The sequence below is a fragment of the Actinoplanes sp. NPDC051861 genome (assembly GCF_040681145.1).
Classification (GTDB): domain Bacteria; phylum Actinomycetota; class Actinomycetes; order Mycobacteriales; family Micromonosporaceae; genus Actinoplanes.
This window is the reverse complement of record NZ_JBFAYE010000009.1, coordinates 74,762-89,724: the sequence shown is the minus strand read 5'-3', so window position 1 is coordinate 89,724 and position 14,963 is coordinate 74,762. Positions and strand designations below refer to the sequence as shown.

The following is a 14,963-nucleotide window of genomic DNA, read 5'->3' as shown; positions in this document are numbered from 1 at the left end:
GTGCGAGTTGATTCCCTTTTGAAAGGTTGGTGTCCGGCAGAAATGGACAAACAGGGGGCGGAGCCGGTGGTACCAGGGGCAGCCGGCGCCCCGATGTCAGAAATGTTACGTGCGATCAGCCGACGACACCGGCGCCCTCTCCTCGCTGGTTTCGTCGCCGCGGTTCTGGTCGCGGCCTCGCTGATCGGCGGCTCGACGCCCGCCGCCGCGGAGACCTGCGGCACCAATCCGATCGTCTGTGAGAACGCCCAGGCGGGCAACGATCCCTCCGAGTGGGAGATCGACGGCGCCGGTGACCACACGATCCAGGGCTTCGCCACTGACATCAGCGTGAACGCGGGCCAGCGGATCGACTTCAAGATCAAGTCGGAGGGCTCCTCCTACTCGATCAAGGTGTACCGGCTCGGCTGGTACGACGGCGACGGCGCCCGTTTCATCACCGACGTCACGCCGACCTCGACCGCGCCGCAGCCGGAGAACTGCATCACCGACGAGGACCTCCAGCTGCTCGACTGCGGCAACTGGCACGTCTCCGCGCACTGGAACGTCCCGCAGGCGCAGGTGTCGGGCATCTACATCGCGCGGCTCAAGCGCACGGACATCACCACGACCGAGGCGAGTCACATCACCTTCGTGGTGCGCAACGACAGCAGCCACTCGGACCTGTACTTCAAGACGTCGGACGCGACCTGGCAGGCGTACAACCTGTACGGCGGCGCCGACTTCTACCAGGCGCCGGTCAACGGCCGCGCCCTGAAGATCAGCTACAACCGGCCGTTCGCGACCCGGGGCTCGGACCACGGCCGCGACTTCCTGTTCAGCAACGAGTACCCGATGCTGCGGTTCCTGGAGCGCAACGGGTACGACGTGAGCTACACGACCGACGTCGACACCGACCGTCACGGTGAGCTGATCAAGAACCACAAGACGTTCCTCTCCGTCGGTCACGACGAGTACTGGTCGGGGGCGCAGCGCGCCAACGTCGAGGCCGCCCGCGACGCCGGCGTGAACCTGGCGTTCTTCAGCGGCAACGAGGTCTACTGGCGGACCCGCTGGGAGACCAGCAAGGACGGCGCGGGCACCCCGTACCGGACGCTGGTCTGCTACAAGGAGACCTGGGGCAAGGCGAAGATCGACGACACCTCCCCGGAGTGGACGGGCACCTGGCGTGACCCGCGGTTCGCCACCCAGGAACAGGGTGCCGGCCTGCCGGAGAACGCTCTGACCGGCCAGTTGTACATGGCCAACTACACCGACCTGGCCCTGCAGGTGCCGGCCGCGCAGGGCAAGCTGCGCCTGTGGCGCAACACCGGCCTGGAGAACATGGCCGCCGACACGACGGCCACGCTGGCGCCGCACACCGTCGGTTACGAGTCGGACGAGGACCTGGACAACGGCTTCCGCCCGCCGGGCCTGATCCGGATGTCCACCACGACCGGCCCCACGCCGGAATACCTGCAGGACTTCGGCAACGTCACCCTGGCCGGCACCACCACGCACCACCTGACGCTGTACAAGGCCGCCAGCGGCGCCCTGGTCTTCGGCGCGGGCACCGTGCAGTGGGCCTGGGGCCTGGACCAGAAGCACGACGGCGTCGACCCCCAGCCGGCCGACGAGCGGATGCAGCAGGCCACCGTCAACCTGCTCGCCGACATGGGTTCGCAGCCGGCGACGCGGATGAGCAACCTGGACGCCGCGATCCAGTCCACCGACACGCAGGCGCCGGCCGTGACCGTGACGAGCCCGGCGAACAACGCGAAGGTGACCAACGGCTCGCAGGTCACCCTGCAGGGCACCGCCACCGACGCCGGCGGCGGCAAGGTCGCGGGTGTCGAGGTCTCCACCGACTCGGGCGCCACCTGGCACCCGGCCGACGGGACCACGTCCTGGTCGTACAGCTTCTACACCAGCGGCGCCGGGCTGCAGGCGGTCCGGGTTCGCGGCATCGACGACAGCGCCAACATCCAGGAGCCGTCGACGGTCCTGAACCTGAAGCTGACCGGTCCGACGACGATCTTCGGCAACAAGGTGCCGGCGAACCCGGCGGTCGACGACACCGCGGCGATCGAGCCGGGCATCCGGTTCAAGGCCACCGACGACGGCTACATCACCGGCATCCGGTTCTACAAGGGCGCCGGCAACACCGGTTCGCACACCGGCAGCCTCTGGTCGGCCGACGGCGACCGGCTCGCCACCGGCACGTTCTCCAACGAGACGAGCGCGGGCTGGCAGAGGCTGACCTTCGAAGACCCCGAGCCGATCAGCAAGAACACCGTGTACGTGGCCTCGTACACCGCCCCCAACGGGCACTACGCGGCCGACGGCTCGGCGTTCAGCCTGACCGGGGTGGACTCGTCGCCGCTGAACGTGGCGAAGTCCACGCAGGCGCAGGGCAACGGCGTGTTCGCGTACAACGCGGGTTTCCCGACCCACTCGTACAACGACACGAACTACTACGTGGACGTCATGTTCATCTCCAGCGACAAGGGTGCCCCGGCGCCGGTGTCGCTCTCGCCGGTGAACAACGCCACTGTCGTCCCGCTCAGCGCCGAGCCGTCGGTGAAGTTCAGCCGGCCGCTCGACCACGACTCGATCGAGTTCGGCCTGAAGTCGGCCGCGGGTGTCACGGTGCCGGGTGGGTTCTCCTACGACGCGGACGACCGGCGGGTCACGTTCTCGCCGAGCGTCCCGCTGGAGGCCTCCACCAAGTACACGGCGACGGTGCTGGCCAGCGACACCGGCGGCACGCCGAGTGACGAGCCGACGGTGTGGTCGTTCACCACGGACGCCACGGCGCAGATCGACACGCTGTTCGCCGACGACGCCGTACCGCAGGTGGCCGCCGACAGCGACAACAGCGCGATCGAACTGGGCGTGAAGTTCATCCCCACCACGAACGGCAAGGTGGTCGGGGTGCGCTTCTGGCAGGGACCGGGCAACAACGGCACGCACACCGGCACGCTGTGGTCGCCGACCGGCGGCGTCATGGCCCGCGCCACGTTCTCCGGTGAGACCGGGTCGGGCTGGCAGAGCGTCCGGTTCGACGCGGCCGTCACGGTGACCGCCGGGACGACGTACACGGTGTCGTACTACGCGCCCAACGGTCACTACTCGGCCACACCGGGGTTCTTCAACTCGCTGTGGACGCGGGGATCGCTGACCACGCCGGCGACGACCGCCAACGGCGTCTACCGGTACGGGGCCAACGCGTGGCCGACGAGCTCGTACGGCGCGACCAACTACTGGGTCGACCCGCTGTTCGTGCCGGACGCCGGCCCGGATCCGGACCCGGACCCGACCACGCCGCCGGACGGCAGCACGGTCGGGATCTTCGCGGCGGACGCCACTCCGGACCACGCCAACTGGGACGACAACGACTCCATCACGGTGGGCGTCAAGTTCACCTCGGACGTCGCCGGCAAGGCGACCGGGATGCGGTTCTACAAGGGCCCGCAGAACACCGGTATCCACACCGGCACGCTCTACAACAGCGCCGGCGCACCCATCGCCAGCGCGCCGTTCACGAGCGAGACGGCGTCCGGCTGGCAGTCCGTGACGTTCAGCCCGGCGGTCGACATCACCCCGGGTGAGACGTACACGGTCGCGTACTGGTCCTCTGCGGGCCGCTACGCGGTGAACCTCAACCAGTTCGCCTCCCAGGGCCTCGACGCGCCTCCGCTGCACGTGGAGACCCGCGGCGGCGTCTACCGGCCGGGCGACGGATTCCCCCAGACGATCACGAACCACAACTTCTGGGTGGATGTGAAGTTCAAGCCGAACAACTGACCGGCTGACCAAGAAGAAGGCCCTCACCGAAAGGTGAGGGCCTTCTTTGCTACCGAAGACGCTGGAGACTCAGAGCTTGGAGTCGATCAGCGCGGCGAGGGACTTGAGGGTGTCGAACACGTCGGCGGTCACCTCGTCGTCGTCGATCGTCACGCCGAACCGCTCCTCGAGGGCGGCGACCAGCTCCAGCACCGCCATCGAGTCCAGCTCGGGCAGGTTGCCGAGGAGCTGGGTGCCGGCGTCGATCGTCGCGGCGCGGTCCTCGATGCCGAGGACGGACACCAGCACCGCCTTGACGTCGTCGATCGTGGTACCGGTCAGGGCCATCTACTTACCTCCGGAGAGTGTCACAGGAGCACCTCGGCGGGCGCCGGGTGGCTCAGGAAAGCGGTGGGGCTGGCGGTGAGGCCGTACGCGCCGGCCTGGTAGAGGACGATGAGGTCGCCCACATTGGCCTCGGGCAGCGTGACGTTGTCGCCCAGCAGGTCGAGCGGGGTGCAGAGGCAGCCGACCACGGTGACCTGCTCGGCCGGCTCCTGGTCGATCCGGTTGGCGACCGCGATCGGGTAGTTGCGGCGGATCACCTGGCCGAAGTTGCCGGACGCGGCGAGCTGGTGGTGCAGGCCGCCGTCGACGACCAGGTACGTCTTACCGCGCGACACCTTGCGGTCGATCACCTTGGTCACGTAGACACCGGCCTCGCCGACCAGGAAACGGCCCAGCTCGATCACCACGCGGGTGTCGGGGAAGCGGGGGCGCACCTCGTCGCGCATCAGCTCGGTCAGGTTGGCGCCGATCGCGGCCAGGTCGAGAGGGCTGTCCCGGTCGGTGTACGGGATCCCGAACCCACCACCCAGATTGAGGTAGCGGACCGGCTCCGGCGCGTCGCCGGCCAGCCGCAGCATCAGCTCCACGGTCCGCCGCTGAGCCTCGGCGATGATCTCGGCACGCAGGTTCTGCGACCCGGCGAAGATGTGGAAGCCCAGCACCTCCAGGTCGGCCCCGGCCAGCTCCTTGAGCAGCGCCGGCACGCGTTCCGCGTCCACGCCGAACTGCTGCGGCCCGCCGCCCATGCGCATGCCGGAGCCTTTGACCGCGAAGTCCGGGTTGACGCGCACGGCGACCCGCGGGCGGATACCCAGGGCCGAGCCGGTCGCGACGATCCGGGCGGCCTCGTTCTCCGACTCCAGCTCGATCGTCACGCCCGCGGCGACCGCCTGGCGCAGCTCGGCGTCGGTCTTGCCGGGCCCGGCGAAGCTGACCCGGTTGGCCGGCATCGGGGTGTCCAGCGCGACGCCCATCTCGATCGACGAGGCGACGTCGAACGAGTCGACCAGGCCGCTCATGTGCTGCACCACGGCTGGCATCGGGTTCGCCTTGACCGCGTAGCTGAGCTGCACGTCCGACGGCAGCGCCGCGCGCAGCAGGGCGACCCGCTCGGTCAGCAGCCGCCGGTCGTACGCGAAGAACGGCGTGCCGCCGACGCGCTCGGCGAGCCGGTCGACCGGAACCCCGCCGACCGCCAGCCTGCCGTCGATCTGCTCGAACCCGGTCACGCGCCCAACTCCTGACGTAGCAGATTGCGGTCGAACTTGCCGTTGGGCGAGCGCGGCAGCTCCGGGCGTACCAGCACGTCCTTGGGCAGCATGTAGAGCGGGAGCTCCCGCTTGAACGCGGCCTTCACCGCGTCGGTGTCGAGGTCGCCCTCGCCGGCCGGGCTGACGATCAGCACGATCTTCTGGCCCAGCTTCGAGTCCGCCACGCCGAGCGCGACCGCGTCCCGGACCAGGCCGGTGGCGTACGCGACCTCCTCGATCTCGGTCGGGCTCACCCGGTAGCCGGAGGTCTTGATCATCTCGTCGGTGCGGCCCACGAAGTAGAGGAAGCCCTCCTCGTCACGGACCACCGAGTCGCCGGAGAAGACCGCCAGCTCGGTGTTGAGCGCGCCCTCCGCGCCCGGCAGCGGCTTGAACCGCTCGGCGGTGCGCTGCGGGTCGTTCCAGTAGCCGAGGGCCACCAGGGCGCCACGGTGCACCAGCTCGCCCTCCTCGCCCGGGTCGCAGACGCTGCCGTCCGGGCGCAGCACGAGGATCTCCGCGTTCGGGATGGCCTTGCCGATCGAGTCGGGACGGCGGTCCACCTCGGCCGGGTCCAGGAACGTCGAGCGGAACGCCTCGGTGAGCCCGTACATCAGGTAGGGCCGGGCCGCCGGGAAGATCGCGCGCAGGCGGTCCAGGGTGGTCTTCGGCATCCGCCCGCCGGTGTTGGCGAAGTAGCGCAGCCGGCGGCCGGTCTCCTCCGGCCAGTCCTGCTCGACGAGCTGGATCCAGAGCGGAGGTACGCACGTCAGGCCGGTGACGCCGTGCTTCGTGCAGAGCCGCACCACGTCGCGGGCCAGCAGGTAGTTGACCAGCACGACGTGCGCGCCGACCGCGAACGACGTGGTCAGCTGGCTGAACCCGGCGTCGAAGCTGAGCGGCAGCGCGGCCAGCACGACCTCGTTCGAGGTCATCTCCAGGTACGAGCTGACGCTCTCCGCGCCGGACAGCATGTTGCGGTGCGAGAGCACCACGCCCTTCGGCTTGCCGGTGCTGCCCGAGGTGTAGAGGATCGCCGCCATGTCGAGGTCGATCGCCGGGCTCTCCGGCAGGTCGCCGCCGGTGAGCAGGTCGTCCCAGGCGGTCACCGGGAGCCGGCCGCCGGCCTCTCCCCCGCCGACCAGGATGATCCGCTCCAGGGACTTGACCTGCTCCAGCTCCTCGCCGAGGGCTTCGAGGCGCTCGGCCGTGGTGACCAGCACGCGCACGTCGCAGTCGGCGAGGATGTAGGCCACCTGCCGGGCCCGCAGCACCGGGTTGACCGGGACGAACACGCCGCCCGCGGCCGACGTGGCGAAGATCGCGGTGACCGTTTCTATCCGCTTGTCGAGATAGACCGCGACCCGTTCGCCGCGGGCGAGACCCAGATCCCGCAGCCCGGCGCCGGCGGACCGCACGTCGCGCCAGAGCTCGGCGTAGGTCAGGGTGTCGTCGCGGTACGTCACAGCCGGGGCGTCGCCGGACCGGCCGGCGGCACCGGCCAGCAGGTCGTGCAATCGGATGCGCATCTGTCGGTTTTCCCTCATCGGTGTGTCGGTGGTGCGCCGGCTGCCGTCACCAGCTCAGGCAGGTCAGCTCGCTGTAGAGGTAGTCGATGTCGCGCTCGGTCAGGTCGGCGCTCAGGAACATCTTGCGGCGCGGGTTCCCGAGCATCCGCGACAGTGCGGGAACCGAACCGGTCACCCGGGTCTCGGCCAGCATGGCGAGGATCCCGTGCCGGGTCAGCAGGTGACTCTGGAACCGGCGCCGCATCGCCCGGAACAGCTCCGGGTCACTGACGTACAGCACCGAGGCGAAGAACGGCAGGTTCTTGCGGCGGTCGGTGCGGAAGATCACGTAGCAGTACCGGTCGCCGCGGGTCAGCACCACGTGCTTCGCGGCCGCCGTACCGGCGTGGTCGCGGTAGATCTGCAGATCGTCGCCGGTCAGCGTGCGCTCCAGCACCGCCGGGTCGGCGCTGACCCGGCCGAGGCCGGCCCAGGGCAGGTTCGGGGCGACCGCGGTGGCGGTGTCCAGCGACGTGAAGCCCAGGCGGGTGTTCATCGGCACGACGTTGCCGCTCGGCGACAGGTCGGTGAACTCGTACCCCTCCTGCTTGAGCAGCGCCTTCAGCAGCTTGAGGCTGTGGAACCGCTGTTCCGGGAGCACGCACCAGGCGCCGAGGTTGCAGAACCGGCGTATCTCGCCGCGGATCGTCCGCTCGGAGTAGAACGCCAGGTAGGCGCCGACCACCGAGCCCTCGTCGTCGCGGAGCAGGAAGCCGTGGTTGGGTGCCGGTGCCTTCCAGGGCACCTGCACCGCCCGCTCCCAGGCGTCCGCCGGGACACGGCTGTTGAGATTGGTGTGCAGAAACCGGGCCACCGCGGGAACGTCGACGGTGGTGATGGGCTCGACCCGGACTGCCATCAGACGGCCCATCGGACAAAGCCGACGCGGTCGGTCACTTGTACTCCCTGACATTTACCGTGGAACCTGCCGCACGACGATATCGTCCGCGTCCGCGGGACAGGCCGTTGTGCCAGATATTGTCATAGGTTCGGACCGATCTTCGCGCGGGCGGTCCTGACCGGACCCGCGCTCCGACCCGAACAGCCGCTTGACATCGCGTTCCGCGGTATGCGCAGAGGCGACATCTGTCAGATTCCGGTCATCGCGCCGCACTTCAAATCACCATTTGGCACGAGCTATCCGTGCCACATTCCACATTGACCTGAACAGGGTGCTCCATCGGCCGCCCGGATACGTATTATCGTCCGAGCCGGTCAGCTGACTGACTCGAGGAGCACCCCGTAATGAAGCACCGCCGTAACCTGTTCACCGGAACCCGATTGCGCCGGGCCGTCACCGTTTGCTCGGCGTTCGGTGTGGTAATTCTGATTGCCGTCGGATTCACCTGGTATTCGACCGGACGCGACGACGCCACGCCGGAGAACGCGGCGCAGGCCGACACGACGCAGCCCGCTCCCGACGGGCAGCCCGCACCGCTGCAGTCGATCCCGCCCTCCGCGGCCACCGCCTCCGCGTCCGCCTCGGCCTCCGCGCCGATCTCCGCGTCCGCGTCCGGTCCCACGTCGAAGAAGCCCACCAGCGGCACGACCACGAAGGCGGTGGCGAAGGGCGACTGCGTCCTCCCGTCGTACCCCACCGAGTCCTGCACCGGCGTGCCGGCCGGCTGGTCGCCCAAGAAGACGGTCGAGGGCGACCTGACCGTCACGAAGGCCGGCGCGGTCATCTCCGACCAGCTCGTCACCGGCAGCATCTACGTGAAGGCCGCGGACGTGACGATCCGCCGCACCCGGGTCTACGGCACCATCGACAACTTCCTGGGTGACAAGATCTTCGGGCACTTGACGATCGAGGACACCGAGGTCGTGCCGAAGCCCGGTGAGGGCGTCTCCAGCAACCAGCAGTACGCGTTCGGTGTCGCCAACTACACCTGCCGCCGCTGCAAGGTGATGAACCGGATGGAGGGCTGGCGCGTCGGCGCGAGCAGCTTCTCCGGTGCCGGCCAGGTCATCATCGAGGACTCGTACGCGCAGCTGGCCGTGCCGGCCGGCATGTGCCAGTCGGTCGACCCGCACGGTGACGGCATCCAGGGCTACGGCGGTCCCACCGCGACGATCCGGCACAACACCATCGACCAGCGCGGCGACGACTGCCCGACCTCGCCGATCTTCATCCCGGACCAGGACAACGCGGGCGGCACGGTCAAGGACAACGTGCTGGCCGGCGGCGGCTACGCGCTGCGGCTGTCCGGTGGGTCGTTCCCCACGGTGACCGGCAACAAGATCGTCACCAAGAGCGCGGAGTACGGCCCGATCGACGTCGACTGCTCGAAGATCGGCGACTGGTCGGGCAACGCCGAGGTCACGTTCGACTTCGACCGCGGCGTGATCCTCAAGGAGACCAAGAAGCTCAACGACTGCTGATTTCTGGACAACCTGAAATGGCCCCGGCGGATGCCGGGGCCATTTTCTTCAGGGAGTCTTACGTGTTCCTTAAATGCTGAGGATCCCGAGCTTGCGGGCGAGCCGCAGCGACCGGTCGAAAATGAACAGGCCGCCGGTGAGCATCACCACACACATGACGGTCAGCGCGACGATCGAGAGGCCGACACTCAGCTCGCCGGCGGGCGGCGTGGGCATCAGCAGCTGGCGCTCGGCGCTGATCACATAGGTGTGCGGGATCAGGTAGCTGGCCCACCGGATCCAGTCCGGCAGCGTGCTCACCGGGAACAGCGCGCCACCGAGCACGCTGGCCGCCAGGTGGAACAGCATGACCACCGGGTCACCGCGCTTGAAGAGCACCAGGAAGCTGGCCGCCAGGGTGCCCAGGGCGTTGCAGGCCAGGATGCCGAGGAAGAGCACGACCAGCCCGAGCGGGATGCCGGCCGGGTCGATCGGCATGCCCAGCAGCCAGCCCACGAAGATCATGAAGCAGGCCAGCAGGCCGCCGGTGAAGCTGCGCCACAGGTTCATGGCGATCGGGATCAGCACCCACGGCACCGGCTCGACCAGGTAGGTCTCCAGGGTGCCGCGCTCCATGGCGAAGTTGAGCCGCGCGGTCAGCTGGGTGAGCGCGTCCTGCAGACCGGCCGTCACCGCGGTGCCGATCAGCATCACCGCGAAGACCTCGGGACCGGCTCCCAGGAACGAGCTCTGGTAGAAGTACAGCAGCACCGGGAAGACCACGGCGATGTATCGCATGATGCTGGTCGCCGGGAACATCCGCTCCTCGACCAGGTCGAGCCGGATGTAGGCGCCGAGTGTGTCGACCACCTTGCGCGACCGGCTGCGGTTGCGCACCGCGCTGGGGTACACGTGCGCCGTCGTCACGCGGCACCCCCGGCAGCCGGGTTCAGCTTGTAGACGTGGGCGATGAGGTCCCGCAGGGGCATGGGTGTCTCCCGGATGTGCTGGATCGACGCGGCCGCGCCGCCGAGGCGGCCGAGGACGGCGCCGATGGTCAGGTCGCCGGCCAGCTGGCAGGTCAGGGTGAGGCCGTCGACGGTGACCTCCAGGCCCTGCGCGCGCAGCCCGTCGGCGACCAGGCGGGCGTCCGCCTCGGTGGCCAGGACGAGCTCCAGCTGCGGCCGGTCCCACTGCCGGCGCAGGCTGTCCAGGTCGCCGGAGTACTTGATCCGGCCACCGTCCATGAGCAGCGCCTTGGACTGCAGCGCCTCGATCTCCTCCAGGCGGTGCGAGGAGATCAGCACCGCGAGGCGCTCCTGCTTGACCAGGTCCATGATCAGGTTGAGCAGGCCGTGCGCGGCGATCGGGTCGACGGCGCCGGTCGGCTCGTCCAGGATCAGCGCGCGGGGGCCGGGCAGCAGGGCCCGGGCCAGGCGGACCCGTGCCTTCATGCCGGCCGAGAGGCTGGCGATGACCACGTCCGTCTGCGGGGTCAGGTTGACCGTCTCCAGAACGTACGGGATCCGCGCCTCGAGCTCCTTCGGCGTCATGCCCTGGAGCCGGCCGTGCAGCTGCAGGTTCTCCCGGACCGTGGCGCGCATCAGCAGGCTGCGATCCTCGGCGGGCATCCAGCCCACCACCTGGCGGATCTGCTCGGACTCACGGGCCACGTCGAGGCCGAGCACGCTGCCGTGCCCGGAGGTCGCCTCGGTGAGACCGATGATGATCCGGAACAGGGTGGTCTTGCCGGCGCCGTTCGGGCCGACCACGGCGCAGATCTCGCCGGCCCGGACGACCAGGTCGATGCCGTCGAGCGCCTTGATCGGCTGGGTGAGGTGCGAGCGCGCGAAGGCACGCATCCACTTCGGGGTCGGTTCGTACAGCTTCGTCAGACCGGACAGGACGATGACGTCGTCCTCGTCGTGGTCGGGGCCGCTCATGGCAGCTTCACCGCGCTTTCTACTCCGTTACGCCGCCAGCGCCGCCACTCGACGTGATCGCGTACCCGCTTGTTGAAGGCGCTGACGCCGCGCGGGACGCGAGGACCCTTGCCCTCCGCGTCGCGCTGCGCCAGTCGCCCGTACCGTTGCCGCAGTTTGCTCGAAGCCGCCGGCGGATAGAGCTCCTCCGCCAGCGTGACCAGCCGCCCGGCCAGGGCCCTGTCGTCCTCCGACGGCCCGGCCTCGAGGAGGGAGCAGGCGATGGCCAGCGCCTCCCGGGCCACGGCGAGGCTCGCGGCGCTGCGAAGCCCGTCGACGTCCGGCACACCGCCGGCGTCCTCGTCGAAGAAGATCTCGAAAGCCTCGTGCCGCTTGCGCAGATCGGTGTCCGCGCCGGCGAACTGGGACGTGTGCATGTTGTTGCCGTGCACCCGGTAGTACGCCTGGTCCACCCCGTTGAGGCGGCCGATGCCGCCGAGCGCCGCGGCGCGCAGCCACATCAGGAAGTCACCGGCGTGCGGCGCCCGCGTGTCGTACCCGCCGAGCTTGCGCATCGTCTCGTTGCGCAGCATCACCTCGGGTGTGGCCACCGGGTTGCCACCGGCCCGGCACACCCGGCCGATCCACTCCGCGCCGGGCCACACCGTCCACGACTTGACCGAGGTCCGCGGCGGTGGCGGCACGTCGGTGAACGTCCGCGCGAAGCCGTGCACCATGACGACCTCGGGGTGCGCCTCCATCAGCGCCGTCGCGCGCCGGAACGAACCGGGCGTGACCAGATCGTCGGCGGAGAGCAGCACCACGTAGTCACCGTCGACGGCGGCCAGGCCCTCGTTGTAGGTGGCGATGTGACCGGCGTTGACCTCGTGCGCGATCACGCGTACCCGTGGATCCTCGGCGGCGAGCCGCCGGGCCACCTCGGCGCTGCCGTCCGGCGAGCAGTCGTCGACGATCAGCACGTCGACGTCCACGCCGTCCTGGCGCAGCACACCCTGCACGCATTCCGGCAGGAAATGGCCGTAGTTGTAACAGGGAACCACCACGGAGACCCGTGGCCGCCCGCGGAGGGGTTGCGGTCGGGTTCTCGTCACCATCGAACTTCCATCAGCCTTCCAAAGTCGTGTTACTCGAGGAGACGTCGCACCGTGGACGTCCGGACGGTTCGAGTCGGGTGGGTCAGGCGCCAGACCGCTCCGCACACCCCGGTGAGCAGCGCGAGGGTGAACGAGAACGTCGTGAAGCCCAGCGAGTCGAAGGTCAGGGCCACGAGGATCGCGAGGATCTGAGTGGAGACGAGGGCCGCGCACAGGTGGCGGTCCTCCTCCGAGGTGGATCTGCGGAGTCCCGTCACCGCGAGCCACAGGCCCGTGAGGTGCAGTGCCGCCAGCGCGACCACGCCGACGATCCCGCCGGTGACCAGCGTGAGCAGCCACTGGTTGTCCAGGATCATGTAGAGGTCGGGGATCAGGGTGCCCGGGCCCCGGCCCAGCCAGGGCCGCTGGGAGAACCACGCGGCGACGTGCGCGTAGTCCTCGGTGCGGCCGTCGACGCTGGGGTCGGCGTCGGCCCAGAGGAACATCGAGCGCAGCGTGCCGAGCAGGCCGGGGCGGCCCACCACCAGCACACCGGTGAGGCCGGCGGCCAGGATCAGGAAGTTGTACCGGAACCGCCAGTTCCAGGCCAGGATGAACATGATGATCATCGAGATGCCGAGGGCCAGGATGCCGGTACGCGAGATCGCCATCGGCACGGCGCCCGCGATGACGAACGTCAGCAGGCTGTAGAAGCGACGGGCCGCCTTGGACCGGGCGAATCGGGCGAAGTGGATGGCGTACGGCATCACCATCGCCAGCACCGCGCTGAACTCGATGGAGTGCACGGTCGTCGAGGCGACCCGGAACCGCCCGCCCTCACCACGCGCCTGGAAGTCGGTGAGCGTGCCCTTCAGTTCCAGCCCCGGCACGACCAGCCACTGCGTCACGTCGTACGCGAAAATCGACTGCAGGATGCCGAGGAACGCCATGAACGCGGCCGAGCAGACCAGGACCTTCAGCACCGTGCGCAGCCGGCCCCAGTTCGGGATGCCGTCGGCGGCCATCAGCATGAGCCCGAGGAACTCGAACGTCATCAGCAGCGTGAAGTCCTGCCGGTTCGCCTCCAGCGTCGGCAGGCCGCGCACCAGACCGGCGATGTACGACAGCAGTATCGACATCAGGTAGAACAGCGCGACCCAGCGCAGCGGCTGCCGGCCGACCAGCAGCAGCGACGGGCTCAGCCGCGCGATGAACCACCACGCGAACAGGCAGAGCGAGAGCAGCAGCGCCGGCCGCCCGGCGAACGTCATCTGCGGGACGATCAGCGGCGCCGGGATGCAGTACAGCAGGACGATGACCACGCTGCAGATCGCGGCGACGTCGAGGCGCAGGGAGGCCCGGCGCGAGGAGTACAGATTCGGAGCGATCAGCGACGGTTCGAGGTCGACCGGATGCTCCGCCGGCATCGTCGATTGGCTCATATCGGTCGAACTTCTAAGCGGCCGGCGTCAGCAGCGCGGAGTAGAAGGTGGACAGATCGCCGGTCAGGCCCTCGACGTCGTAGCGGCCGAGGATCGCGGCCGACGCCTTGAGCCGCGCCGCGTCCATCTCGCCCGGATTCTCCTGGTAACGCCGCATCGCGTCCTCGATGGCCTCGCCGTACGCGAACAGGTCGCACTCCGGCACCGGCGTGCAGTACGCCGGGTCGAAGAACTCGGCACCGCCCAGCGAGGTGTAGCCCACGACGTAGCAGCCGCTCGCCATCGCCTCGGCCGGTGGCAGGCCGAAGCCCTCCCGGAAGCCGAAGGACAGGAAGATCGCGCACTCCCGCATCGCGGCGGCGACCTGCGCCTCCGATCCGCTGATCGGGGTCAGCTCCCAGCCCGCCGGCACGCCCCGCGACCGGAGCATGTGCAGGAGCATCTCGCGCTCCTCCGCCCGGCGCCCGCGGGACAGGTAACCGATCCGGCGCTCGCGCGGCCCGCTGCCCGGGTGGAAGACCGCCCGGTCGACGACGGGGCGCGCCCGGTGGACCGGAAGCGACGGGAACGTCCAGCGCAGCAGCCGCTCGCCGTCCTCGGAGACGGTCAGCAGACCCTCCAGGCCCTCGACCCCGGCGTACGGCGCACCGGCGCCGCTCCCGGAATACGGCGTGGCGTCGAACGTGCAGTACGGCCCCTGGTTGAACACGATCTTCCGGACCCCGGCGGGGAGCGCGTGCAGCCACGGCCCGTGCCACTCGGTCACGACCAGCACGTCACGCGGGCGCAGCCGGACGTCGGCGGCCGCCTCGACGCGGGTCTCGTTGGCGAACCAGGTGCATCGGAACCCGCTGCGCGAGTGCACCACCGCGGCCTCGATGCCGAGGGTGTTCAGCACGTCGGCGTGGCGGTAGATGTTGCGGACCCCGCCGCTCGGCTTGTCCAGGTCGGGCGACAGGTAGTAGACCCTCGGCGGCCCGCCGGCGTCGTCGCCGGTGCCGAACCGGGGCGGACGCCTGCCGGCCAGGTCACGACGCTCCCGCGCGGTGCGAAGCATCTGCGATGCCATCGCCATGGGTGTTGGGGTCACCCGTTACCCCTTTCACGGTGCACCGCCATCGACGGGCACGAGTCGCCGGAAGAGCAGGACGAACGTAACGTGTCGCCGGATTTCCACACAGGAGCCTGTCGGTTACGCGACGTGGTCCGCCAA

At 69.4% G+C, this 14,963-nt stretch carries 11 protein-coding genes; 2 read left to right on the top strand and 9 right to left on the bottom strand.

Translation table 11 applies throughout. The annotated features are described in order from the left end of the window. Nucleotides 1–102: 102 nt before the first annotated feature. A complete protein-coding gene (locus AB0M02_RS24025) occupies nt 103–3,786 on the top strand; it encodes a DUF4082 domain-containing protein (RefSeq protein ID WP_364230156.1) in 3,684 nt (1,227 codons plus the stop codon). Between the two features lie 69 nt (nt 3,787–3,855). Here AB0M02_RS24025 and AB0M02_RS24020 read toward each other — a convergent pair whose 3' ends face one another. The 4 genes from AB0M02_RS24020 to AB0M02_RS24005 are packed head-to-tail and all read right to left on the bottom strand — an operon-like array spanning nt 3,856 to nt 7,802. Continuing rightward, on the bottom strand, nt 3,856–4,113 hold the full coding sequence (locus AB0M02_RS24020; protein WP_364230154.1) for an acyl carrier protein: 258 nt from the start codon (nt 4,111–4,113) through the stop codon (nt 3,856–3,858). A 20-nt stretch (nt 4,114–4,133) separates the two neighbouring features. Further along, nucleotides 4,134–5,342: a pyridoxal-dependent decarboxylase, exosortase A system-associated gene (locus AB0M02_RS24015; protein ID WP_364230152.1), complete on the bottom strand. Its 1,209-nt coding sequence runs from the start codon at nt 5,340–5,342 to the stop codon at nt 4,134–4,136. Beyond that, complete coding sequence (locus tag AB0M02_RS24010; RefSeq protein ID WP_364230150.1) at nt 5,339–6,892, bottom strand: acyl-CoA ligase (AMP-forming), exosortase A system-associated; 1,554 nt, start codon at nt 6,890–6,892, stop codon at nt 5,339–5,341. Before AB0M02_RS24010 ends, AB0M02_RS24015 begins: the two co-directional genes overlap by 4 nt. 46 nt (nt 6,893–6,938) lie before the next feature. Next, a complete protein-coding gene (locus tag AB0M02_RS24005; RefSeq protein WP_364230148.1) occupies nt 6,939–7,802 on the bottom strand; it encodes a hypothetical protein in 864 nt (287 codons plus the stop codon). A gap of 374 nt (nt 7,803–8,176) precedes the next feature. Here AB0M02_RS24005 and AB0M02_RS24000 point away from each other — a divergent pair, with 374 nt between their 5' ends. Beyond that, nucleotides 8,177–9,313, top strand: coding sequence for a hypothetical protein (locus AB0M02_RS24000; RefSeq protein WP_364230146.1), 1,137 nt, complete (start codon nt 8,177–8,179; stop codon nt 9,311–9,313). Nucleotides 9,314–9,382: 69 nt separating this feature from the next. Here the strand turns inward: AB0M02_RS24000 and AB0M02_RS23995 are convergent, their stop codons facing one another. The 5 genes from AB0M02_RS23995 to AB0M02_RS23975 all read right to left on the bottom strand — a co-directional run bounded on the left by AB0M02_RS23995 (nt 9,383) and on the right by AB0M02_RS23975 (nt 14,840). Further along, nucleotides 9,383–10,219, bottom strand: a complete 837-nt coding sequence (locus tag AB0M02_RS23995; RefSeq protein ID WP_364230144.1) for an ABC transporter permease — start codon at nt 10,217–10,219, stop codon at nt 9,383–9,385. Further along, on the bottom strand, nt 10,216–11,235 hold the full coding sequence (locus tag AB0M02_RS23990; RefSeq protein ID WP_364230142.1) for an ABC transporter ATP-binding protein: 1,020 nt from the start codon (nt 11,233–11,235) through the stop codon (nt 10,216–10,218). Before AB0M02_RS23990 ends, AB0M02_RS23995 begins: the two co-directional genes overlap by 4 nt. Continuing rightward, nucleotides 11,232–12,278 (bottom strand): glycosyltransferase family 2 protein, encoded by a 1,047-nt coding sequence (locus AB0M02_RS23985; protein WP_364230141.1) that lies wholly within the window; start codon nt 12,276–12,278, stop codon nt 11,232–11,234. The genes AB0M02_RS23990 and AB0M02_RS23985 overlap by 4 nt, the downstream gene beginning before the upstream one ends. A gap of 80 nt (nt 12,279–12,358) precedes the next feature. Then, complete coding sequence (locus tag AB0M02_RS23980) at nt 12,359–13,750, bottom strand: O-antigen ligase family protein (RefSeq protein WP_364230139.1); 1,392 nt, start codon at nt 13,748–13,750, stop codon at nt 12,359–12,361. A 13-nt stretch (nt 13,751–13,763) separates the two neighbouring features. Further along, nucleotides 13,764–14,840: a glycosyltransferase gene (locus tag AB0M02_RS23975; RefSeq protein WP_364230137.1), complete on the bottom strand. Its 1,077-nt coding sequence runs from the start codon at nt 14,838–14,840 to the stop codon at nt 13,764–13,766. Nucleotides 14,841–14,963: the final 123 nt, after the last annotated feature.

Bases quoted from the DNA above. Each gene is read 5' to 3' on its own strand.
- AB0M02_RS24025 (WP_364230156.1), top strand. From the start codon at position 103: ATGTTACGTGCGATCAGCCGACGACACCGGCGCCCTCTCCTCGCTGGT.
- AB0M02_RS24020 (WP_364230154.1), bottom strand. From the start codon at position 4,113: ATGGCCCTGACCGGTACCACGATCGACGACGTCAAGGCGGTGCTGGTG.
- AB0M02_RS24010 (WP_364230150.1), bottom strand. From the start codon at position 6,892: ATGCGCATCCGATTGCACGACCTGCTGGCCGGTGCCGCCGGCCGGTCC.
- AB0M02_RS24005 (WP_364230148.1), bottom strand. From the start codon at position 7,802: ATGGGCCGTCTGATGGCAGTCCGGGTCGAGCCCATCACCACCGTCGAC.
- AB0M02_RS24000 (WP_364230146.1), top strand. From the start codon at position 8,177: ATGAAGCACCGCCGTAACCTGTTCACCGGAACCCGATTGCGCCGGGCC.
- AB0M02_RS23990 (WP_364230142.1), bottom strand. From the start codon at position 11,235: ATGAGCGGCCCCGACCACGACGAGGACGACGTCATCGTCCTGTCCGGT.
- AB0M02_RS23980 (WP_364230139.1), bottom strand. From the start codon at position 13,750: ATGAGCCAATCGACGATGCCGGCGGAGCATCCGGTCGACCTCGAACCG.